The sequence below is a fragment of the Chitinophaga filiformis genome (assembly GCF_023100805.1).
In the GTDB taxonomy this organism is placed as follows: domain Bacteria; phylum Bacteroidota; class Bacteroidia; order Chitinophagales; family Chitinophagaceae; genus Chitinophaga; species Chitinophaga filiformis_B.
In genome coordinates this window covers 2,315,049-2,338,349 of the sequence record NZ_CP095855.1, presented here as the reverse complement: position 1 = coordinate 2,338,349, position 23,301 = coordinate 2,315,049, and the positions used below count along the sequence as shown (strand labels likewise).

General features: G+C 47.5%; 16 protein-coding genes. 7 read left to right on the top strand and 9 right to left on the bottom strand.

The features are described 5' to 3' along the window. Nucleotides 1-20: 20 nt before the first annotated feature. A complete protein-coding gene (locus tag MYF79_RS09715) occupies nt 21-2,144 on the bottom strand; it encodes a carboxy terminal-processing peptidase (RefSeq protein ID WP_247813672.1) in 2,124 nt (707 codons plus the stop codon). Between the two features lie 302 nt (nt 2,145-2,446). Here MYF79_RS09715 and MYF79_RS09710 point away from each other — a divergent pair, with 302 nt between their 5' ends. After that, nucleotides 2,447-3,706, top strand: a complete 1,260-nt coding sequence (locus MYF79_RS09710; protein ID WP_247813670.1) for an MFS transporter — start codon at nt 2,447-2,449, stop codon at nt 3,704-3,706. Between the two features lie 4 nt (nt 3,707-3,710). Here the strand turns inward: MYF79_RS09710 and MYF79_RS09705 are convergent, their stop codons facing one another. After that, a complete protein-coding gene (locus tag MYF79_RS09705) occupies nt 3,711-4,205 on the bottom strand; it encodes a YkgJ family cysteine cluster protein (protein WP_247813668.1) in 495 nt (164 codons plus the stop codon). Between the two features lie 235 nt (nt 4,206-4,440). Between MYF79_RS09705 and gcvP the strand changes: the two genes are divergently transcribed. From gcvP to MYF79_RS09675, 6 genes are all read left to right on the top strand, one after another. Next, complete coding sequence (gcvP, locus tag MYF79_RS09700) at nt 4,441-7,311, top strand: aminomethyl-transferring glycine dehydrogenase (protein WP_247813666.1); 2,871 nt, start codon at nt 4,441-4,443, stop codon at nt 7,309-7,311. 192 nt (nt 7,312-7,503) lie between these two features. Then, the gene (locus tag MYF79_RS09695) at nt 7,504-11,073 is read left to right on the top strand and encodes a TraB/GumN family protein (protein ID WP_247813664.1); all 3,570 of its coding nucleotides are present in this window, start codon (nt 7,504-7,506) and stop codon (nt 11,071-11,073) included. A 370-nt stretch (nt 11,074-11,443) separates the two neighbouring features. Next, the gene (locus tag MYF79_RS09690; RefSeq protein WP_247813663.1) at nt 11,444-11,962 is read left to right on the top strand and encodes a hypothetical protein; all 519 of its coding nucleotides are present in this window, start codon (nt 11,444-11,446) and stop codon (nt 11,960-11,962) included. Between the two features lie 133 nt (nt 11,963-12,095). After that, entirely contained in the window at nt 12,096-12,446 is a 351-nt protein-coding gene (locus tag MYF79_RS09685; protein ID WP_199657499.1) for an MmcQ/YjbR family DNA-binding protein, read from the top strand. A gap of 45 nt (nt 12,447-12,491) precedes the next feature. Beyond that, a complete protein-coding gene (locus tag MYF79_RS09680) occupies nt 12,492-14,390 on the top strand; it encodes a CocE/NonD family hydrolase (RefSeq protein ID WP_247813661.1) in 1,899 nt (632 codons plus the stop codon). Nucleotides 14,391-14,460: 70 nt separating this feature from the next. After that, the gene (locus tag MYF79_RS09675) at nt 14,461-15,183 is read left to right on the top strand and encodes an FKBP-type peptidyl-prolyl cis-trans isomerase (protein ID WP_247813659.1); all 723 of its coding nucleotides are present in this window, start codon (nt 14,461-14,463) and stop codon (nt 15,181-15,183) included. A gap of 298 nt (nt 15,184-15,481) precedes the next feature. On the opposite strand, the gene MYF79_RS09670 is transcribed toward MYF79_RS09675, so the two are convergent. The 7 genes from MYF79_RS09670 to MYF79_RS09640 form a co-directional block, all read right to left on the bottom strand. Continuing rightward, nucleotides 15,482-16,477, bottom strand: coding sequence for a chorismate synthase (locus tag MYF79_RS09670; RefSeq protein ID WP_247813657.1), 996 nt, complete (start codon nt 16,475-16,477; stop codon nt 15,482-15,484). A gap of 70 nt (nt 16,478-16,547) precedes the next feature. Continuing rightward, entirely contained in the window at nt 16,548-17,834 is a 1,287-nt protein-coding gene (gene aroA / locus MYF79_RS09665) for a 3-phosphoshikimate 1-carboxyvinyltransferase (RefSeq protein ID WP_247813655.1), read from the bottom strand. Nucleotides 17,835-17,847: 13 nt separating this feature from the next. Then, nucleotides 17,848-18,873 carry a 3-dehydroquinate synthase gene (gene aroB / locus MYF79_RS09660; protein WP_247813654.1) on the bottom strand — a complete coding sequence of 342 codons (1,026 nt, stop codon included), beginning with the start codon at nt 18,871-18,873 and terminating at the stop codon, nt 17,848-17,850. A gap of 14 nt (nt 18,874-18,887) precedes the next feature. Beyond that, nucleotides 18,888-19,979, bottom strand: coding sequence for a chorismate mutase (locus tag MYF79_RS09655; protein WP_247813652.1), 1,092 nt, complete (start codon nt 19,977-19,979; stop codon nt 18,888-18,890). A gap of 145 nt (nt 19,980-20,124) precedes the next feature. Further along, entirely contained in the window at nt 20,125-20,967 is an 843-nt protein-coding gene (locus MYF79_RS09650; RefSeq protein ID WP_199657506.1) for a prephenate dehydrogenase, read from the bottom strand. Nucleotides 20,968-20,972: 5 nt separating this feature from the next. Next, a complete protein-coding gene (locus MYF79_RS09645) occupies nt 20,973-22,139 on the bottom strand; it encodes a pyridoxal phosphate-dependent aminotransferase (protein WP_247813650.1) in 1,167 nt (388 codons plus the stop codon). A gap of 36 nt (nt 22,140-22,175) precedes the next feature. Then, a complete protein-coding gene (locus MYF79_RS09640) occupies nt 22,176-23,000 on the bottom strand; it encodes a prephenate dehydratase (protein WP_199657508.1) in 825 nt (274 codons plus the stop codon). Nucleotides 23,001-23,301 lie beyond the last annotated feature (301 nt).

The following is a 23,301-nucleotide window of genomic DNA, read 5'->3' as shown; positions in this document are numbered from 1 at the left end:
TTTATGCTTAAAGCGTATGATTATTTGTTAGCAGGTTTACCCTGTAATTTAGGATAAGACAATGCGATCAGGTCATTCATTACATTTACCGCCTCATCCAGGTAGATATCTTTCTGCCTGAATTTCAGCCAGTCCTTGTTACGGGCCAGTTTTGCAGAATCGCTGGCCAGCCTGTCCAGGTCAGTTTTCAGACTACTGATGTTCAGCTCCTTCACCTTCTCATTTACGGAATCATAACGTTTCAGGGCATTGGTGTTGGACTTCTGCTCTGCTTTGTATGTCTGCTGGTTCAGAGAGTAAGCTTCCTGGCTTTCCATCTTTTTCAGCGTAGCGATGTTGTCATTCATCATCTTAAACGCCTCGCTGGATGCGATACGTTTTTCGCTGTTCTTTTTCAATACATCCACCGGAACAGGATCGTACCAGGGAGTGAAAGACGCTTTCGGAATTTCGTCCCAAGCCAGGGCATCGGCATCTTTACGTTCTGCCACTTCATAGTATGGATCCGGCAGCTGAATATCGGAAGCTACACCTTTCAGCTGGGTAGAACCACCATTTGCACGATAAAACTTCTGTTGGGTCAGTTTAATAGCACCCAGGGCGCCTATTTCTTTATTGGAGTAAAAATCATCCAGGTTCAGCATACGTTGCACGGTACCCTTACCGAAAGTATTGCTACCGATGATCACTGCACGTTTATAGTCCTGCATAGCGGCTGCCATGATCTCAGAAGCAGAAGCACTGTATTCATTGACCATAATAGCCAGCGGGCCACCGTATTGTACGCTCTTGTCGCGATCGCGGAGTACCATTGGATCGCCGCTACGGGATTTCACCTGTACGATAGGACCTTCCGGAATGAACAGGCCGGCCATCTGAACAACATCCTGCAGGGAACCACCACCATTGAAGCGCAGATCGAGAATGATACCTTCTACATTTTCCGCTTTCAGTTTGGTGATCTCTTTAGCAACGTCTTCTGCGCAGCGGGCGCCGTTCCTGTCATTGAAATCTGCATAGAATTCAGGCAGGTAGATGTAACCGAGTTTATGCTGGCCATTGATAATGGCAGATTTTGCAAAGGTGTCATCCAGTACAACTTCATCGCGGGTAATGTCAATCACTTTTACGGTACCGTCCACGCTCTTCACTGTCAGTTTTACAACAGATCCTTTGTTACCGCGGATCAGTTTCACAGCATCTTCCACGGCATAACCTGTAACGTCCACCGGTTCCTTATCGCCCTGCGCTACTTTCAGGATAGCGTCGTTTGCTTTCAGGCGGCCATCTTTCCAGCTGGCGCTACCTGTTACGATGCTGGCAATCTTGATCTTACCATCTTCTTCTTTCAACTGGGCGCCAATACCAAAGAACTTACCGGCCATCTGCTCTTCGAAAGCCCTCTTTTCCGCTGGCGGGAAGAAATCAGTATGTGGGTCCATAGTGGTGGTAATGGCGTTTATAAACATGCTGAAACGCTCGTTATCATCCTGTCTGTTCTTCAGACGGTCAAAATAACGGTCGTATACGGTCTTTACCTTGGCCCTTGCTTCAGCTTCCAGTTCGACATCCGTTTTAATCTTTTCGCCGGCTTTGTCTTTCTGTTTGTCGCGGGCTTCCTGCAGTTCTGTTAATTTTTCCAGCGTACGGTATTTCAGTACTTTTCTCCAGGCTTCCTTACGCTCTTCGAGGCTTTCGGGGTAATCAATCTTATCGGGATCCAGGACCACCTTTTCGTCTTTCGTAAAGTCAAATGGCTTGGAAAGTATTTCCGGGTAAATGGAAGCTGCTTCGGCAACACGTTGTTTGATGATGGCATTGATGGCATTAAAGCAGTCCAGCGGAGCGCCCTGCAGCTCATCGTCGATGTGGGTAGATACGTTTTCCAACCCCTTGATATCACTCTTCAGGAAAAATTTCTTTTCACTGTCCAGGCTCTTCAGGTATTTATCAAAAACTTCTTTAGAGTAAGCGTCGTTAATCTCCTTAGGTTGATAGTGTCCCTGGGTTAGTATTTGTCCTACCAGGCCCATGATCACTTCGTATCTGCCTGGAGGATCTTCTTTATGCAGTTTGCTGAAAGCCAACACCCCCATTGAGATCGTAAGCAGTGCAACTGGTATAATCACTTTCATTCTTCTCATAGAATCCAAAATTGAACGTCATCAAATATAGCATAAAATAGCCCATCCAACCAGAAGGGCCATTTGCTTTTAACAAAAGATTGAGAAACAGTGCGATGCAGCATAGAATGCAATTAACTCGCATTTAACGGGTTGCCACATTTTACAACTTTACAAATGCTAAAACCAGACCAATTTCCGGAGGGGGACCTGCTACATAAAAATAAACATCTTGGGGGGATTTTATACTACCGTTTATCAGATTGGAAGACCGGGTAATGGGGCAAATTCTCTATTTTTGCGACGGCCATAAAAACTGCACAGTGGAGAACCAGGAGACTACTATCAAGAACGACCCTTACGCATCGCTACGTATACCGGAATTCAACTACTATCTCGTCATTCGTTTTGCCATGGTGTTTGCATTAGCTATGCAGTTCACCATTATTGAGTGGAAAGTAAATGCACTGACACATGATCCTTTCGCATTAGGCCTGATCGGGCTGGCAGAGGTAATTCCGGCCGTGCTGGTAGCGCCTTTTGCCGGACATATTGTGGATAAGCGGGAGAAACGGGGATTATTGATCTTATGTGTAATTGCTTACATCTTCATGGGATTTGGCCTGTTCCTGCTTACCTGGGACCAGGCGGTAGCCGGTATTTCCACACGATGGGTGCTCAATATGATCTACTTCCTGGTATTCCTGGGCGGTGTGGCAAGAGCCTTTCTCAGTCCCGCCAATTTCTCGTTGCTGGCGTTGATCGTGCCCCGGAACCTGTATGCCAATGGCTCTACCTGGAGTAGCAGCGCCTGGCAGATAGGCGGTATGGCAGGTCCGGCACTGGGAGGCCTCTTCATCTATCTGTTTGGTATTCATTGGTCTATGCTTATTGTGGTGGGTGTTTTCCTGGCGCCGTTATATAGCCTGATCAAGATCAGGCCTAAACCTATTCATTATAAAGCACAGGGAGAAAGTTTTTTTGATGGATTGACCAAGGGTATGCGTTTCGTGTGGAAGACCAAAGTAGTACTGAATGCGATGGCACTGGACATGTTTGCTGTATTGTTTGGCGGCGCCGTTTCCATGCTGCCGGTCTTTGCAACGGATGTACTGCATGTGGGTTCACTGGAATTTGGTTTCCTGCGGGCGGCGGTAGCCGTTGGTTCCCTCACCACTATGTTCATTCTGGCTTACAGGCCATTGGTGAATCAACCGGGGCTTAAACTGCTGGCCGCCGTTTTCGGGTTTGGTCTGTGTATTATCGTATTCGGGTTTTCGAAAAGCTTTATCCTCTCTTTCTTCGCCTTACTGGTCAGCGGCGTGCTGGATGGTATCAGTGTGATCATCCGCCAGACGATCCTGCAGCTCAAAACGCCGGACGACATGCGGGGACGGGTAGCTGCTGTCAGTTCCATGTTCGTCGGATCTTCCAATGAACTGGGCGCTTTCGAAAGCGGCCTTGCCGCCCGTCTGATGGGATTGGTACCTTCTGTCGTATTTGGCGGTTGTGTTACATTGGGCGTGGTCATAACCACCTATATCATCTCTCCGGCTATGCGCAAGCTGGACCTGAAACCCTGAGCGGCTATAGCTTCGTGATCTTTTTCAATCTTTCCAGCACATAAAATACTGCAGGACAGATGGTACTGTTCAGGTAAGTAATGTTGGGCCGCTTGATAAAATCGAAGCTGTCCGTGTAGGGATAATTCTGGCAGTCACCCGGGCGCGCATCATAAATGCTGCAGTAGTTGTCAGCATCCAGGAAGGGACAGGGACTGAATTTCACCACATAATCACCATCTTCATCCATGCGCAGGTATTGGTCTATAAAGGCAGATTCCTTCATGCCCTTATATTTGGCGATGCGTTTTATATCGGGCATTTTAAAGCGGGGGCTGATCGTTTTGCAGCAACCGGCACATTTCAGACAATCAATATGACTGAAAGCTTCATCATGCAGGTCTGGCAACAGCTTTTCCACACCTCTCCCTCTCTTCGTCTGCAGCTTCTGCAGGAACTGTTTGTTGGCTTTCTGCTGCTCCTGGGCCTTCTGTTCCCAGTTTGTAAGTAATTCGTCCATTGGACTGCAAAGATAGTGATTAAGCAATAGCTGGCGGAGGAAGAGAAGGTCATCTGCCGGAAAGCGATGGAACACAGGCAATTCCCCCTGTCATCACATTACAAGTTCATGACAATTACCCGGATTTACTTCAGGCATTTATCACCGCAATTTCTCCAACGACTGCACTGGTTTGGCCATTGCTAAAAAACGTTATAGCTTTGCACATTCTTTTCTAACAGACCTGCTTTACATCATGAATCTTTTTGATATACAACAAACTGAATTTGTTGGCCGTCATATCGGGCCAAACGAAGCTGAGACCAATCAGATGCTGGATACTATCGGTGTATCTTCACTGGAAGAGCTGATAAGCAAAACAGTACCCGGCACTATCCGCATGCAGCAGCCGCTGGCGGTTCCGGCAGCAATGAGTGAGAGTGATTACCTGCGCCATCTGAAAGATGTATCATTAAAAAATCATGTATTCCGCAATTATATCGGGCAGGGATATTACGACACCATCACTCCAAGCGTGATTTTGCGTAATGTGTTTGAAAATCCGGGATGGTACACCCAGTACACTCCCTACCAGGCCGAGATTGCACAGGGCCGCCTGGAAAGCCTGCTGAACTTCCAGACCATGGTCAGCGATCTGACAGGTCTTCCTATTGCCAATGCTTCCCTGCTGGATGAAGCCAGTGCTGCTGCTGAAGCTATGGCCATGTTCTTCAGTGCGCTGAATAAAGATCATGATCACCTGAGCCGTCCGAAGTTCTTTGTGGACGCCAGCACATTCCCGCAAACCATCGACGTTATATACACCCGTGCTACACCGCTGAACATCGAAGTGGTAGTTGGCAATTACAATACTGCCACTATCGACGAAACATACTTCGGCGCATTGATACAGTATCCTAACAGCATCGGCAGTGTGGAAGATTACCGCAGCTTTGTTGATAAAGTACACGCAGCAGGCGCATACGTAGCAATGGCTACTGATCTGCTGGCGCTTACACTGCTGACTTCCCCCGGCGAACTGGGCGCTGATGCAGCTTTAGGTTCTGCACAACGTTTCGGCGTACCGTTAGGGTTCGGTGGTCCACACGCAGCATTCTTTGCAGTAAAGGACGAATTTAAACGTGCGATCCCCGGCCGCATCATCGGCGTAAGCATCGATGCACAGGGCAACCGTGCATTGCGCATGGCATTGCAAACCCGCGAGCAGCACATCAAACGTGAAAAAGCTACTTCCAATATCTGTACAGCACAGGCGCTGCTGGCTAACATGGCCGCTATGTACGCTGTTTATCATGGACCTAAAGGCCTGAAGAACATCGCTACCCGTGTGGCAATCCTGGCTAATGCACTCGCTGAAAAACTGAGGGCTAAAGGCCTGGAACTGGCTGCTAACTTCTTCTTCGATACCATCGAAGTACAGATAAGCAACAGCGCCGCTATCAAACATAAAGCGGAAGCAATCGGCATCAACTTCTTCTATCCTGAAGCTGGCCGTGTGATCATCTCCCTCGATGAAACCGTAACCATCCAGGATGTGAACGATATACTCGGCATTTTCGAAGCCGGTAAGCTGACCAGCAACAGCGCAGAACTGAAAGCCACCAGCATTCCTGCAGGACTGGAAAGAACCTCTCCTTATCTGCAACACCCGGTATTTAACACACATCACAGCGAGTCTGAGATGATGCGTTACCTGAAGCTGCTGGAAAATAAAGATCTGTCCCTGAACACGTCCATGATATCACTGGGTAGCTGCACTATGAAGCTGAACGCAGCCACTGAAATGATCCCATTGAGCTGGAACCACTGGAGCAAGATGCACCCATTTGCACCTAAGTCCCAGACCGGCGGATATCAGCAGATCGTAGATGAACTGAGCGACTACCTGTGTAAAATAACTGCTTTTGATGCCTGCAGCCTTCAGCCTAACAGCGGCGCCCAGGGTGAATACGCTGGTTTGCTGGTAATACGCGCCTGGCATGAAAGCAGAGGTGAAGGTCATCGTAATGTGATGCTGATCCCGATCTCTGCACACGGCACCAATCCTGCTTCTGCTGTAATGGCGGGCTTCAAGGTGGTAGTGGTGAAAGCACTGGAAAACGGTTACATCGACGTAGCCGACCTGAAAGCTAAAGCTGCACAATATGCAGAGAACCTGGCAGGTATCATGATCACATATCCTTCTACCTACGGTGTATATGAAGAAAGCGTAAAAGAAATCTGTAATACTGTTCACGAACACGGCGGACAGGTATATATGGATGGCGCCAATATGAATGCCCAGGTGGGCCTGACCGCTCCCGGCCTTATCGGTGCTGACGTTTGTCACCTGAACCTCCACAAGACCTTCGCTATCCCTCACGGTGGTGGTGGTCCTGGCATGGGCCCTATCTGCGTGGCAAAACACCTGGCTCCATTCCTGCCAGGTCACGTAAGTCTTGACACCAAAACACATGCTCATGCAGTATCTGCAGCACCATATGGTTCTGCCAGCATCCTGCTGATCTCTTATGCATATATCCGCCTGCTGGGCGCTGAGGGTCTGAAAAAGGCGTCTCAGTTCGCGATCCTGAATGCCAACTACATGAAGGCGCGCCTGGAAAAAGCATACGATATCCTGTACAATGGCATTAATGGTACCTGTGCACATGAATTCATCGTTGACCTGCGTCCATTCAAAGCTTCTGCCGGTGTAGAAGCGGAAGACGTAGCAAAACGCCTGATGGACTATGGTTTCCATGCACCAACCATGAGCTTCCCGGTACCTGGCACCATCATGATCGAACCTACTGAAAGTGAAGATAAAGGTGAGCTGGATCGCTTCTGCGATGCACTGCTGGCTATCCGTGAAGAGATCGCAGCGATCGAAAACGGTACTGCCGACAAGCAGCAAAACGTGCTGAAACACGCGCCGCATACACAGTTCACAGTAACTGCCGATGAATGGACACGTCCTTACAGCCGTCAGCAGGCAGCGTATCCGCTGGAATATGTGAAACTGAATAAGTTCTGGCCTTCCATCAGCCGTGTGAACAACACCCACGGAGACCGTAACCTTATCTGCACCTGTGAGCCGGTAAGCGCTTATGCAGAAGCTGAAGCATAATAACAGAATTTGAGCACTGAAAGATAAAGCCCTGTATAAACAGGGCGTACAATACAAGCGGCGGTATCCTGAGATATCGCCGCTTTTTTATACCCGGGGAACGGTAATTTTAGTATTTTTACTAATATGTTCTATGCCTATGACGATCGCCGGAAAAGCAAAACCCGGCGTTTTCCCCCTATATTATTTGCCATGCTGTTAATCCTGCTGATACCAACAACGGCATTACACGCCCAGCGTATTAACAGATCAAATTACGAACTTCTCTGGCGCATTGATGGCCCGGGTATGCCTTCTCCCTCCTATTTATTCGGCACAATGCACCTGGCAGATAAAAGGGTATTCGACTTCAGTGATTCTGTACTCGTTGCCTTACGCAATACCAGCTCTTTTGCCACCGAGGTCGATATGGACTCTATCATGTCTTATATATTCTCTCCCGATGGGATCATGTCAGATACGGTTAACTATATGCGCCGGATACTGACCGCAAAAGAATACCGTTACGTGGACAGCATGGTGATCAGGAAGACGGGAGGGCCAATAGACCATTTACAGATGAAACGTTTATGGATCCTGGAAGCACTCCTGCTTGATGAAGAAGAGGCACTTAGCAAGAGGGCAGGCCGCAATTTAAAAGCAGAGAATATATTCCTTGACGGATGGTTACATCAAAAAGCAATACTGCTCGGAAAACCCATACATAGCCTGGAAAAAATGCAGAACCAGTTACACCTTTTGGGTACTGAAACATCGAAGATGCAGAAAGAAGCTTTCCTGGAGAACCTGGGTTATTATGAGTTGGAGAATGATGAAAAGACCCAGCCTGGTACTATTTTTAAAGAACGGATATCTGTTCTCGACTCATTGGTAAATCTCTATTACGAAGCGAACCTGCAGAGCATTGCCACGCTGATCAAAGACTATGACAGTATTGACGATGGGCCGGGGCTTAGTGTACGTAACGTTGAAATGGCAGGCAACCTTGCTGTCCTGGCAAATAAAAGTAGTGTTTTCGCAGCGGTAGGTGCAGCGCATCTACCCGGAGAAAAGGGGATTATCTCATTACTCAGGGCTAAAGGATTTACAGTGACCCCTGTACAGGCTACTTTTACCGGTCAGGCGAAAAAGGACCGGCAACAACTGGACAGCATACAGGGATATCTGTTGAATAAAATAGCGGAGGGCTACAGCGTTGCACTTCCGGGAATGCCCATCACCTACCCCATTCCCAACTCTAACCGTAAAATGTATGTAGGCAACAGCGAAGCACAAACCGGGTTTGCCTTTTGCCTGGACGTTCCGCAGATGGGAACGGACAACCAGCAAATGGCGAATGCTATTATCAACAATATGGCTGGCCGGGGTAATGCTACGCTGCAAAAGTCATATCCTGTTACGCACCGTGGTGTGGACGGTATGGAGGCCACTATGCTGCAGAACGACATACCCTTTTATATACGCGTTTTTATTCGTAATCACAGGACCTTTGTGTTTATGTACGGCGCTACGGATGAGGACAGCGTTGGCAGAAAGGAGTTCTTCAAATCCGTACGTTTTTACGACATTGTGCGCCCGGTGCTTACCTATGATACGCTCTCTCGCCCACAATTGGGATTCTCTGCAATTTTACCATCAGATATCAATCATGTTAATAACAGCTTAACAATACGTCCCGTAGAAGCATATTCCGGTATAGACGACGTCAATGGCATCTCTTACATGTTGCGTATTGACAAAATGAAGGGCGGTTATTTTAACAACAGCGATGAGACACTATTGGCCGGTGTACGTCTGACATTACTTAAAGAAGACAGTACCTTACAACTGATCGATTCTACAGTCAGCGAACGTAATGGCTTACCATTATACCAGTTGCGCTTCCGTCATACCAACGGTTTTATATCCAGGTTACATTTCATACCGAGGGGAAATCTTGCATATGCCCTGCTGACTGTTTATGACAGTACACGTGCGGATAGTCTTTATTGGCAACGTTTCCTGAATGGATTTCAAATACATCCGCTGCAGGCGCAGGCGCCAGTCGTTCGTTTTACGCCGGCCGACAGCAGTTTTACTATAGCAGGACCAACAACTTTTGATGCAATTATCCGCCGTGGTCAGGATGCATCATCCGAGGTTCAAACTTATTCCTATGCAGCTGTTGATACGATGTCTTATGCAACCTATACTGCAGAAGTATATAAGTACAACCGATACTACTGCAATGAACCGGATAGCCTGGTGAACGATTTTATACATCCGGCAGACTCCATATTTAGTATAGTCAGTCAGCAAAAAACGATGTGGGAAGGGCAACCTGTTTATACTACGGAACTGAAACTACGTCATACGGGCTTGCGTTGTTACCGGAAAGCATTGGTGGCAGGTCACACCATTTACCGGTTGTCGGCCATACTCCCCGAAGAGATAATATCAAAAGGATATGGGGCACAATTTCTCACTGCATTCGAGCCTGGCAACGGCAGTAAAGCTGACACGCTGAGGTTAACGCAAAAGAAGTTACCGGTGCTGCTTAAAGATCTGCAAAGCAAGGATGCGTCGGTTTTCAGGAATGCAAGTGATTATTTTCAAAATATAGCGCCTGACAGTACTGATAAAGAGCTGATCATAAATGCACTGAATATGTCTTTCCCTGCGGATACAGCCGGAGAAAATGTAAAATCCCAACTGCTGTTATCACTCGGGCCCATCGCAGACAATGCCGTAGTACATGCTGCTGAACGACTCTTTTCAGAGACCACAGACGCCTCACAACGCATTGGTATAATATACTTCCTGAGCGGGCTTCCGATGGATTCCGCTATTCGTACAGTTCTGCGCCTTGCCCCTGAAATACCGGAAGACAATACCGATGATATCATGATTTTTTCATCTTATCTCCTGCATAATAGCTTGTATTTACAATACATGCCTGCGATGATCGCTACTGCTGAGAAGTCCCGTAGTTTCCTTCAATTCTTTGCAGGCTATACGTACCGCGACTCCATATGGCTTTCACCACACATCACACAATATGGCCTGAACCGGCTTATTCCCCGGCTAAGCCAGTTATTTGAATACCAGTTTAAAAAACGATCTGATACGAAAGAAGACAGGCTTCCGGTATGGGAATACAGGCTGCTTACTACCGGCCGGATACTTGCGCTACCCAATATGCCAGCTGCAGCAGAAACTATATTTAAGCAATTACTGACTGATACTATTATGTCTTTACGCGCCCTGGGAGCACGTGGATTGATCGGTCATGGTCTATCTGTCGACGATAAAATACTCCAGAGCATTCTCGCTGATAAAGAAGAGGGATATGCTTTTATTACAGCATTGGATGAAAACAGGCAGTTATCTTCCATCCGCCATCTGCTTAGTCAGGAGCTGATAGGACATTGTTATCTGAGCAACTACCTGGCTGAAGGCTACGCAAGGGAGGCTATTAACATTGAAGAAGTTACCCGTGTAAGAGTGCAGCATGAAAAGCTGCCCGCACAATGGCTTATATTATATCGCGTTAAAATTGGAGAAAGCAGGAACTGGAAATATATATTGAACGGCCCTCAACCATTAAGCAGTAAAGAATTTAATATAAACCCGCGACTTATTCATTACATAAGGGATGAAAGCAAGTGGAAAGATAAAAAGCAACTTGCCAAAGAAGCAGCCGAAGCTTATGAAAGTTTTCTGCGGGCCCCTGAAGGATCGGATGAGGATGATGATTATGTGGAGATAGATGAGGGTTATTAAGTTTATCAGGGTGTCTCATAAAAATGAGACACCCTTTTTCTTTTACATTCATTTGGGGTACCCTCCTGCTGTATTTACATACATTTATAATCTCAGCCATCCAATAAACAATGAGAACTACAGTGTAAAATTCAACGCAAACCTGCAATTACTTTCAGCTCCCGGGGCCTGATTTTGTGCGTTGCCACACAATTCTGTGCCTGCCTGATTGTCTTTCCTATGTAATATCAGGTAATCCCTATAAAAAAACTTTTCCTGATTACCAATTATTTAAGCCCAACTAATACTAAGTTGACAGCAATTCCGTTAATATTATAAGTATTTTAATAATATTTTATATAAATTACATATAAGAAAAACCATTATTATTATGCAGGACTACTCTTTTATGTCCACCGAAGAGATCTTTCTTCTTCAGGATGCGTTAAAAAAGAACACAAAGCAGATTTACAAATTCGTTGGAATTGGCATTTTGCTGGTGATAATCGCAGCCTTTGTACCTCAATTTTTTCTCAGTAAACGCCTTAGCGACGAGGAAATCAATCAGTCTTTATTTTCCTATAAGAACGCCTGGTTCTGGGTTTGGCTGATGTCTTTCGTATTAGTGCTGGTCTTTGCGCTGATCAAGGTAACAGATGTACGTTACTACACGATCAAAAAAGATCTTACCAAATTACAGAAAGGACAGATACAGGTGCCATTGGAAATGATCTACCAGGGAAACAATGACATGCAGACAAGCTTCATTGTGCAACAGGAAGGCGTGAAGAAAAGAAAACGCCTGTTCTACTGGATGCGCGGCAGACTGGATGACTTCAAAGCTGGTCAGCAGGTAGAGATCGTATACGGGCGCTATTCCCGGGTGATACTCGCCATTACCAAGCTTTAAATTCATCATTAACCAACCATATCTGCTTATGTAGCTACTATCAACCTCTATTTATAACAGGGCCAATCTTCTATGAGGTTGGCCTTCTTTTTTTTACCTTTACCCTATTCAGTTCTGCTCACATAATACTGTTATGAATATTGAACAATTCAGAGAATATTGTTTGTCACTACCAGGCGTTACAGAGGAGTTTCCTTTCGGAGAACAGACGCTTGTATACAAGGTAAAAGGTAAGATGTTCACACTTACGCATGTTGATAGTTTTGATACCATTAACCTGAAGTGCGATCCCGAAATAGCTATTGAACTACGGGAGCGGTACGAAGGGGTAACACCGGGCTATCACATGAACAAGAAACATTGGAATACAGTAGATGTACATTCCAATATTCCTAACCGTTTACTCTACGAGTGGATCAAAGATTCCTACGACCTGGTGGTGAAATCATTACCCAAAAAAGACAGGGAAGGCCTGTCATCTTAGTTATCAAGACAAACTGTTCAGCTCTAAACAAATCATTAATCGCTTATGAGAAAATTGCTATTGCTGGTAGTAACAGCCCTGATCTTCCACACATCCTGTGTGAAAGGCCTCAATCAGGATTCTTTATGGATGCGTGAAAACTACCTCAAGAAAGAGGTGTACATTCCCATGCGTGATGGTGTAAAATTGTTCACTACCATCTACATGCCGAAAGACAAATCGGAGAAACATCCTATCCTGATGTCCCGCACGCCCTATTCCTGTGCCCCATACGGAGAAGACAAGTTCCTGCCCTTATGGAACAGTCACTTTGATACCTACCTGCATGAAGGGTATATCTTTGTTATGCAAGACGTGAGAGGACGCTGGATGAGCGAGGGTACCTTCGTGGATGTACGGCCTTATAATCCCAATAAAAAGGCAAAGCAGGACATTGATGAGGCCAGCGATACCTACGATACGATCGACTGGCTGGTGAAGAACCTGGAGAACAACAACGGCAATGTGGGCGTGATGGGCATCTCCTATCCCGGCTTCTATTCCACTATGGCTGCATTGAGCGGCCACCCGGCATTAAAGGCGGTGAGCCCCCAGGCGCCGGTGACCGACTGGTTCATCGGAGACGACTTTCACCACAATGGCGCCTTCTTTATCACAGACGCCTTTGCTTTTTATACCAGTTTCGGTAAACCAAGACCCAAACCTACAACCGTAGGGCCTACTGGTTTTGACTACCACAATACAGACAACTACGACTTCTACCTGCGTACCGGGGCTGTAAAGAACTTTACCCGTTTAATGGGCGACAGCATCGCTTTCTGGAAAGACATCATGGCGCATCCCGACCTGGACAACTGGTGGAAAGCCCGTAACGTAAGGCAATACCTTACAAGCGTACAACCAGCCATGCTGGAAGTAGGCGGCTTATTCGATGCTGAGGATTGCTTCGGCGCATGGAACACCTATAAAGCGATCGAAAAACAAAGCGGCAAAACCAATAACCGTATTGTAATGGGCCCCTGGTACCACGGACAATGGTCTTCCAAGGTAAATAACGGTTCATCCCTGGGCAATGTCCGCTTTGGCAGTCCTACCTCCAAATGGTACCAGGAGAATATAGAAGTGCCTTTCTTCAACTACTACCTGAAAGGAAAAGGTACTGCCGACAGCATTGCGGAGGCCACCATCTTCTTTACGGGAGAAAACCAATGGCGTAAGTTACCACAGTGGCCGCTGGCAAATACCCGGCAGCAATCATTGTACCTGCAGGCCAATGGCAAACTGGACTTCAGCAAACCACTTTCTGCCGGCAGCTTTACAGCATACGTAAGCGATCCCGCCAAACCAGTGCCATATACGGAAGATGTTCACTTCGAACGTACCATCAACTATATGACCGACGATCAGCGCTTTGCCGCCAGGCGCCCTGATGTAGCTGTATTTGAAACACCGGTACTGACGGAGGACCTTACCGTAGCAGGCCCATTGCTGGCAAAGCTGGTAGTTAGTACCAGTGGTACAGACGCCGATTTTGTTGTGAAACTGATCGATGTATTTCCGAACGACTTCAAATATGAAAACGACGCTCCCAGCGAACACCGCAGGGTGCCTAGCGCCACCTATCCGATGGGAGGCTACCAGATGCTGGTACGGGGCGAGATCATGAGGGGTAAATACCGCAACAGCTTTGAAAAGCCGGAAGCATTCAAGCCAAACACACCGACTGATGTAAATTTCAGCCTGCCTGATATAGCGCATACTTTCAAAAAAGGGCATAAGATCATGGTACAGATCCAGAGCAGCTGGTTCCCGCTGGTGGACAGGAATCCGCAGGTATTTACCAATATCTATACCTGTGACGATAAGGATTTCAGGAAGGCAGACATCCGCATTTACCATGACGCTCAGCACGCTTCTCATATAGAGTTGCCGGTAATCAAATAGTTACTAACTTGCAGGCCATCCCCGGCGGTGTTCTGCAAGGGTATTTTAGAACAGTTCAATAAACCATTATATGATCAGAAAAGCCCTATTACTTGGAGTTTTGGGCGTGGCTACCCTTCCTGGTTACGCACAAAAGAAGAAAAAACATAAAAAAGAGGAGGAAGTCCCGGTGGCTGTAGCGCCGGCCCCGTTGTTGCAAACCAAACTGGATACCATTAGTTATGCTATTGGCCTGGAATTTGGCAATATGCTGAAGACCCAGGGACTGGACAGTGTAAGAACTGACGTACTGGCTAAAGCGCTTAAAGAAGCCATTAGCGGTGGCACACCATTGATAACAAAAGAACAAGGTAATATGAGTGTTAGCGAATATTTACAACAGATAAAAGCTGAGAAAATGCAAAAGAACAAGGCTGCCGGCGAACAGTTCCTGGCGGAAAATAAAACCAAACCAGGCGTGGTAACACTGCCAAGCGGTTTGCAATACCAGATCATCACTGAAGGTACCGGCCCCAAACCAACCATCAATGACAAGGTAAAAACGCACTACCATGGTACTTTAATCGATGGTACTGTATTCGATAGCTCTGTAGAGAGAGGTCAGCCTATCTCATTCCCTGTTAGCGGCGTTATCAAGGGTTGGACTGAGGCATTACAGCTGATGCCTGTGGGCTCAAAATGGAAGCTGTTTATTCCTTCCGATCTGGCTTACGGCGACCGTCAGGCAGGTCCGAAAATCGGTCCTAACAGCGCGCTGATATTTGAAGTGGAACTGATCGCGATCGAGAAATAGTTTTTCAATTGCAGATAGAAAAAAGGCGAATGAGAATATCATTCGCCTTTTTTTATTTGATGTTATTGGGATTTTTTGATACTGGTTGCCATACCGTTTCGTTAACGGGGTATCAAACCCTGTCATCCTCCCGGTATCACCGCATTCCGTCCCCGGGATTAGAAAAACCCCGGGCTACAAACAAAAAGCCTCCTGACGGAGTCTATTATGTTTTGTTGATGACATTGATTCTGGGTTGCATCTCCCCGGCTACAAACACAGAACTCCTGACGGAGTCTGTCTAAGCAGGGACACTATATTATTTAAACACCCTGCCGCTTCGCTGCTCGAGCAGCATGAAATCTGCCAGGGCCATGGCGGCTACAGCTTCGAGCACTACAGGCACTCTCAGTGCGATGCACAGGTCATGACGTCCTTTTACACTAAAGCTTTCCACTTCCCCGCTTTTTATATTCAATGTGTGTTGTTCTTTTGGTGTGCTGGAGGTAGGCTTAACTGCTACCCGGAATACCAGGGGATTGCCATTTGTAATACCTCCCACGACCCCACCTGCATGATTGGTAGCTGTTTTACCACTTGCATCCAGGATGGCATCATTGTGCTCTATTCCTTTCATGCGGGCGGCGGCAAAACCGGCGCCGAATTCAATACCCTTGATGGCAGGAATAGAGAATACTGCATGTGCAATAGTAGATTCCACAGAATCAAAGAAAGGCTCTCCAAGCCCAATGGGCAAACCTTCTACCACACATTCCACGATGCCACCAACGGAATCTTTAGCAGCGATCGCTGCTTCCAGTCCCTTTTCGGCATCAGGCAAACCACCTACTTCAACCAGTGTCGCTTTTACGGAAATGCCGGGGCCCAGTATTTTCTTAGCGATCACACCGGCGGCAACCAGGTTCAGGGTAAGACGGCCACTGAAGTGACCACCACCGCGGTAATCTTCAAAGCCGCCAAACTTGTGGGTAGCTACGAAGTCTGCATGACCGGGACGGGGAAACTCACGGAGCTTCTCGTAGTCGGTACTGCGGGTATTGTTGTTCTCAAATAATATTGTGATGGGAGCGCCGGTGGTACGGTCGTTAAACACACCGGACTTGATGTAAGGCAGATCTTCTTCCTTACGGGGTGTGGTACCTTTCGCACCAGCCTTACGCCTTTCCAGGTCGGGCAGGAAGTCTTCCTGGGTAAGCGGAATACCGGCAGGAATGCCATCAATATTCACGCCTACGCTGGCGCCGTGCGATTCTCCAAAAACGTTCACCCGGAATAATCTACCAAAGCTATTCATGCTGATTGTATATTTTTTCAGGGCTTACCAACGGATACCGATCCGGTCGCGTTAGTAAGCCTTGCTTCTGTTAATGCGTCAGGCTTGCTGATCCCTGCTTTTTTACTATACCTCCGATCTTCTCCAGATGTTCATAGAACTCAGGGTATGATTTGTTGATGGCTTCTGCGTCTTCGATAGTTACCGGGCCATCGGCCGTAAGTGCTGCTACAGCGCAGGCCATGGCAATACGATGGTCATTGTGGGAGCTGACAACAGCGCCTTTAATACCTGTACCACCGTGTACCAGCATTTCATCGCCATGCAGGTCAATGGCAATACCCATCTTGCCAAATTCTTCCTGCAGGGTTTTACCGCGGTCACTTTCTTTGTGCGCCAGCCTGTTCACACCAATGATCTTCGTGGTGCCTTCACAATTAGCAGCCAGGGCCACCAGCGGAGGAAACAGGTCAGGACAGTCTGTTGCATCAAAGTCAAATGCCTGCAATTTGTTCTTCTGTACGATCACTGTGAACACCCCGGGCAGCAGTCCGGCGCCTGCTTTTTCGAGGGCTTCCAGGATCGCTTTATCTGACTGTGCAGATTGTGTGTTCAGGTGGTGTACTTCTGCCTTACCGGCTACTGCTGCAGCAACCAGCAGGAAAGCAGCGCCACTCCAGTCGCCTTCCACCGTATATTCGCCAGCCTTATATGCCTGGCGTTTACCAAAATGGAATTTTTCAAAACGCTCCTCTTTCACCTGCACGCCGAACTGTTCCATCAGCTGCAGTGTCAGTGCGATATAAGGTTTGCTTTTCAGATCTTTTACGGTGATGGTCACATCTTCTGCTACTGCACCGTATGCCATCAGCAGGCCAGTGAGGAACTGGGAACTGAGTGAACCATCTATAGTGATATCCTTTGCTTTCAGCGGGCCTTGTATATTCAATGGCAGTTTACCTTCACGGGTCTTGCATTTTACATCCAGCTGAGGCAATACTTCCTCGAAGAAATCCATCGGGCGGGTGGTAAGGCTGCCATGTCCGTTGATGGTAATAGCCTGATCTGACAGGGCAGCTATCGGCGTGAACATGCGGATACCGAGGCCGGATTCCCCGCAGTTGATCTCTTTATTTTCGGCAACAGGAAATACTCCCTTGCTTGTAATTTCGATATTGTCCTCATTACGCTTGATAACAGCACCCAGTTTCCCTGCCACATCGAGCGCTGCCAGGCAGTCATTGCTCAGACCGGGATTACGGATAATGCTGGTACCATTGCTCAGCAGTGCGGCTGCAACAGCGCGTTGCATAGCACTTTTAGATGGATTGGCGGTCACTGTACCACTGATAGCGCCGGGTGATATTGTTACTTGCATAAATTAGTTAGGTTTATAGTTCATCCAGCATCTGCTTCAATGTTGTAATAGGAACAGGCTGCGTGGTAGCCTTGCCTATTTCTTCAAGCAGCACAAAGTGAATCGCATCTTTCTCCCGCTTCTTGTCCAGCTTGAAGATGTTGAACACTTCTTCCTTGTTGGAGGTCAGCGTAACCGGCAACTGGTAATCGTTAATGAGGCGGATCAGCCTGTTGGTCTGTTCCACAGGCAATCCTTTCAGCTTTTCCGAGATCTTGGCCGCTGCTACCATACCTATAGCAACAGCTTTACCATGCGCGATGTTCTCTATTTTTTCCACCGCATGCCCAAGCGTATGACCGAAGTTCAGCCAACGCCGGGAACCGGTTTCAAATTCATCTTCCAGCACTACCTGGGTCTTCAGTTCCACAGAACGTTCCACCAGGTATTCCAATATGGCCACATCGCGCTGCATAGCTTTATCACGGTTATCTTCCAGGTAGGTGAACAGGCTGGCATCCAGAATGCATGCATATTTGATGATTTCCGCAAAGCCGTTGTGCCATTCCTCTGCCGGCATTGTCAGCGGCAACGAATAATCGAACAGGATGAACTCCGGCTGACGGATGGTACCCAGCATGTTCTTATGTTTACCATGGTTGATACCGTTCTTGCCACCGATCGACGCATCCACCTGTGCCAGCAAAGTAGTTGGAACAAATCCCACAGGCATGCCCCGCATGTAAATGCTGGCAGCATAACCGGTCAGGTCGGTGGTCATACCGCCGCCAATGCCTATCAGCATGGTCTTACGGTCTGCCTCCAGTTCGATCAGGCCATTGATGATCTGCTCAAGGACTTCACCGCTTTTGTTCTCTTCTCCATCGGGAATCACCAGCTTTCTCCAGCCCGGCAATTTATGCCCGTGGTGTTTATCCACATTCTCATCCACCACCAGTACGGCCCTGGAGGGATCAGCATAATTGCCCAGCTGTAAGAGGCTTTCTCCCAGATAATATTTTGTATTACTATGCTGGAACTGGTAAGATAACGTTCTCATATTTTGTATTAAATCTATTTGTCTTCGTTCATCACTCTGTTCTGCCTGTTGATGGATTCCAGGTGTACTGCATCAAAGTATTTCAGGATGAAATCTTTTGTCAGGCCCAGTTTCTCACCTTTGGAGATACCGCGTTGCAGGATCTCGTTCCAGCGATTGGTCTGCAGGATGGTCACGTTGTTCTCTTTCTTGTAGATACCGATCTTCTCGGCGATCTTCATACGGTTGCCCAGCAGCAGCATGATCTCATCATCGATCTGGTTGATCTGTCCACGGAGTTTATCCAGCGCAGAGTTGAATTCTTTCTTGTCTGTGCGCTCATGACGCCAGGTGATACCATCCAAAATTTCGGCCAGTCTTTCCGGAGTAATCTGTTGTTTCGCATCGCTCCATGCTTTATCAGGATCGATATGAGATTCCAGCATCAGACCATCGTAATCCAGGTCAACTGCTTCCTGTGCAACTTCCTGCAGGATATCGCGGCGGCCGCTGATATGGCTTGGATCGCAGATCATAGGCAGTTCAGGCATACGGCGCTTCATTTCGATAGGCAGGTGCCACATTGGCGCATTACGGTATTCAGTATTGCCATAGCTGGAGAATCCACGATGGATCAGACCTACCTTGGTGATGCCGGAGTTACGCACACGCTCTACAGCGCCGATCCACAGTTCCAGGTCAGGGTTGATCGGGTTCTTGATCAATACAGTTGTATCCACACCTTTCAGCGCATCAGCTACTTCCTGTACGGAGAATGGATTCACTGTAGTACGGGCTCCGATCCAGAGGATGTCCACACCATGCTGCAGCGCTTCTTCCACCTGCTTGGCGGTAGCAACTTCCACTGCCAGCGGAAGACCGGTCAGTTCCTTAGCTTTCTGTAACCATGGTAAACCGGTTACGCCAATACCTTCAAAAGACCCCGGACGGGTACGTGGCTTCCAGATACCAGCGCGGAGTACATCTACTTTACCGGTTTTAGCCAGTCTCAGGGCTGTGTCCAATACCTGTTCTTCGGTTTCTGCACTGCAGGGACCGGAAATGATCAACGGTTTCTTGTCAGAAGCCGGATCGGAGAATTTTGTTTTAGCGAGAATCTGTTCCATCGTTTGATGCTTTTCAGACCATAGACGATAGTCGTCCATAATCCAGTGATTGTTTGTTTTCTTGTTATTGTCCGACTATCGGCTAGTGATCCATTTTCAGTTGCTGACAAGGCCCTGCGGCAAATGAGTCACTATACGAAACCGGTTACTTTAATATTTTCCTGATCTTATTTGATTTCTGGATCAGTTTATAGAATGTTTCGTAGTCTTCTTTCTCCAGCAGCTGCTTCATCTGCTGCAACTGGTGAATATGTTCCTCCAGTACGTCCAGCACATTATGGCGGTTATGCTTAAAGATAGGCACCCACATATCAGGAGAGCTTTTCGCCAGCCTCACGGTAGATTCAAAACCACCGCTGGCCAGTTCAAATATGCGTCCCTGCTCTTTTTCTTTCTCCAGTACTGTCAGCGCCAGGGCGAAAGAGGTGATATGCGAGATATGGGATACGTAGGCTGTGTGCAGGTCATGTTCTTCCGCATTCATATATACGAGACGCATCTGCAGTTTGTCTACCATATTTTCAATGATCTCCAGGGCATCTTCATCACTGTTCTTCACATCGCACAACACCATGGTCTTTTGTGTGAAGAGGTTCTTTATAGCTGCTTCGGGCCCGGAGTACTCCGTGCCGGCCATCGGGTGAGCCGCTACAAAGCGTCCTCTGTTGGGATGACCGGCAACGAGTTGTAGTATCTTTTGTTTTGTAGAACCTACGTCCATGATCACATGTTCAGGTCCTGCTTTATCCAATACGGCGGGCATGATCTGCAGCAGTGCATCTACGGGGATGGCCAGTATGATGAGCTGTGAACGTTGCATGGCATCCTGCAGGGTAGCGCCTTCGTCAATGATCTTCAGTTCCTGCGCTTTCTGCAGGTTGTCCGGGTTCTGGTCCACACCTATTATCCAGTTGGCCACGCCCTTTTCCTTAAGGCTGATGGCCAGCGATCCACCTATTAATCCTGTTCCTACTATAGTTGCGATCATGACTGTTATTGCTTAAATTTTGTTTTTATCCTATCCAGCACTTCTTCAAATACCTTTTCATCCTTACAGAGGCTCACCCTTATATAACCGTTGCCATTGCTGCCGAAGATGCCGCCGGGAGTGATGAAGACCTGCGCCTTCTGCAGGATCTCGTCTGTGAGCGAGAAGCCGTCTTTTGCAGTAGCTGGTATCTTCGCCCATACGAACAATCCTACCTGGTTCTTATCGAACGTGCAGTCCAGCAGTTCCAGTAATTCAAATACTTTCTTACGGCGGCCTTCATAAATGCCATTCAGTTCGGCATACCACTCGGGACCCAGTTCCAGTGCTTTTACTGCGGCCATCTGGAGCGGCTGGAACATACCGGAGTCCATATTGCTCTTGAAGCGCAGCACTTCGTTGATCCATTCCTGCTTGCCTACCAGCATTCCAACACGCCAGCCGGCCATGTTGGATGATTTGCTGAGAGAGTTCAGCTCCAGTACCACTTCCCTGGCGCCGGGCGTCTGTAAGATGCTTTGCGGCTGCTTGTTCAGGATGAAGCTATATGGGTTATCGTGACAAATTAAGATATTATGCTGTTGTGCAAAGGCCACCAGTTTACGGGCAAAATCTTCATTGAAGCGGGCCCCGGTAGGCATATGCGGATAGTTCACCCACATCAGTTTCACTTTACTCAGGTCGCGTTTGGCGAGTGCATCCAGGTCGGGCAGCCATCCGTTCTTTTCCTCCAGGTCATAGTCTACCACGGTAGCACCACTCAGGTTCACTGCAGAACGGTAAGTAGGATAACCAGGATTAGGTACGAGGGCCTCATCTCCTTCCTGCAGGTAGGTCATGCAAATGTGCATAATACCTTCTTTGGAACCTATCAGAGGCAGCACTTCCTTTTCAGGGTCCAGTGACACGCCATAGAAGCGCTGGTACCAGTCTGCCATTGCTTTGCGGAGCGCCGGAATACCTTTATAACCCTGGTAGGCATGGGTATCAGGCCGCTGTGCATATTCATGCAGTGTGGCAATTACGGAAGGGTGTGGAGGCAGATCCGGACTACCGATGCCAAGATTGATCACCTTAGCGCCTGCCTTGTTCATCTCATCTATTTCCCTGAGCTTTTTGGAGAAGTAGTATTCTTCCGTTTGCTGCAGCCTTTTTGCTACCTGTAAGTTCATAATACGTTGTTTTCCGCGTCCTGATGTATGTTATGATTAATGTGTGTTTCCTTTCTTGTAAATACCCAATACCTTGATATCCTCGGTGAGCGGTTCTATTTTGCTGATGCTCTTTTCAAAATGGCTCAGGTTCTCAAATTCGAAGTCCGCATGGAAGTAATAGTTCCACTCCTTGGCAGGCATCGGAAATGACTGGATCTTACTCAGGTTGATGCCAGCCTGTGCTACCTGTGTCAGGACCTTGGCCAGGCTTCCGCGCTCGTGTGAGGTCTGGAAGTACACTGATGCTTTATTGGCATCCGGCGTTGGCGTTACTCCGTTGGGAGAGATCACCAGGAAGCGGGTATAGTTATTTTTGATAGTGTGGATATTCGGTGCAATTATTTCCAGGCCGTATATCTCTGCCGCCAGTTTACCGGCAATAGCGGCAGTACTTTTCAGTTTCTTCTGCTGTACATGCTTTGCACTAAGGGCTGTATCTTCTGTTTCCACCAGTTTCATATGAGGATATTTCTCCAGGAACTCCGTACACTGGAGTAATGCCATATGATGGGAGTGTACTTCACGTATATCTTCCAGTGTTTGTCCGGGCAGTACCATCAGGTGTTGCCTGATATGAAGGTATACTTCACCGATCACATGGAGTCCGGAATTCTTTAACAAGGTATAGTTCGGAAGAATGCTTCCTGCAATGGAATTCTCAATGGCCATTACACCGGCATCTGCCTCTTTCTGTTTAACCACCTTTTTAACAAGTTCCGGGAAGGATGCGCAACATTCGATCTCTATACCTTTGCCATAGTATCCTTCTGCTGCTATCTGATGAAAACATCCTTCAAAACCCTGAATTGCGACACGCATCTTTTTTATGTTTGATTTTTGATTTGTAGTTGCTGTAGCAACTACCATATAAAATGAAAAAGGGCCCCGGTTGAGCCGGGACCCTTTTTATTTGCAATTATGTTGGAGTGCAGTTATTACAAAAGAGTCCCGGCCTTTACGACGTAAAAGAAGTAAAAGAAAAAGTAAAAGAAATAAAGGCTGAAACGCTGTGACATAAAGCTTGATATTATCGGAAAAAAGAAGGCCTCCCGTCCGGGAGGCCTTTTGCTAGTTTCTTTATATTTAAGTACTACAAACGACCTCCCTATTCCTGGTACCA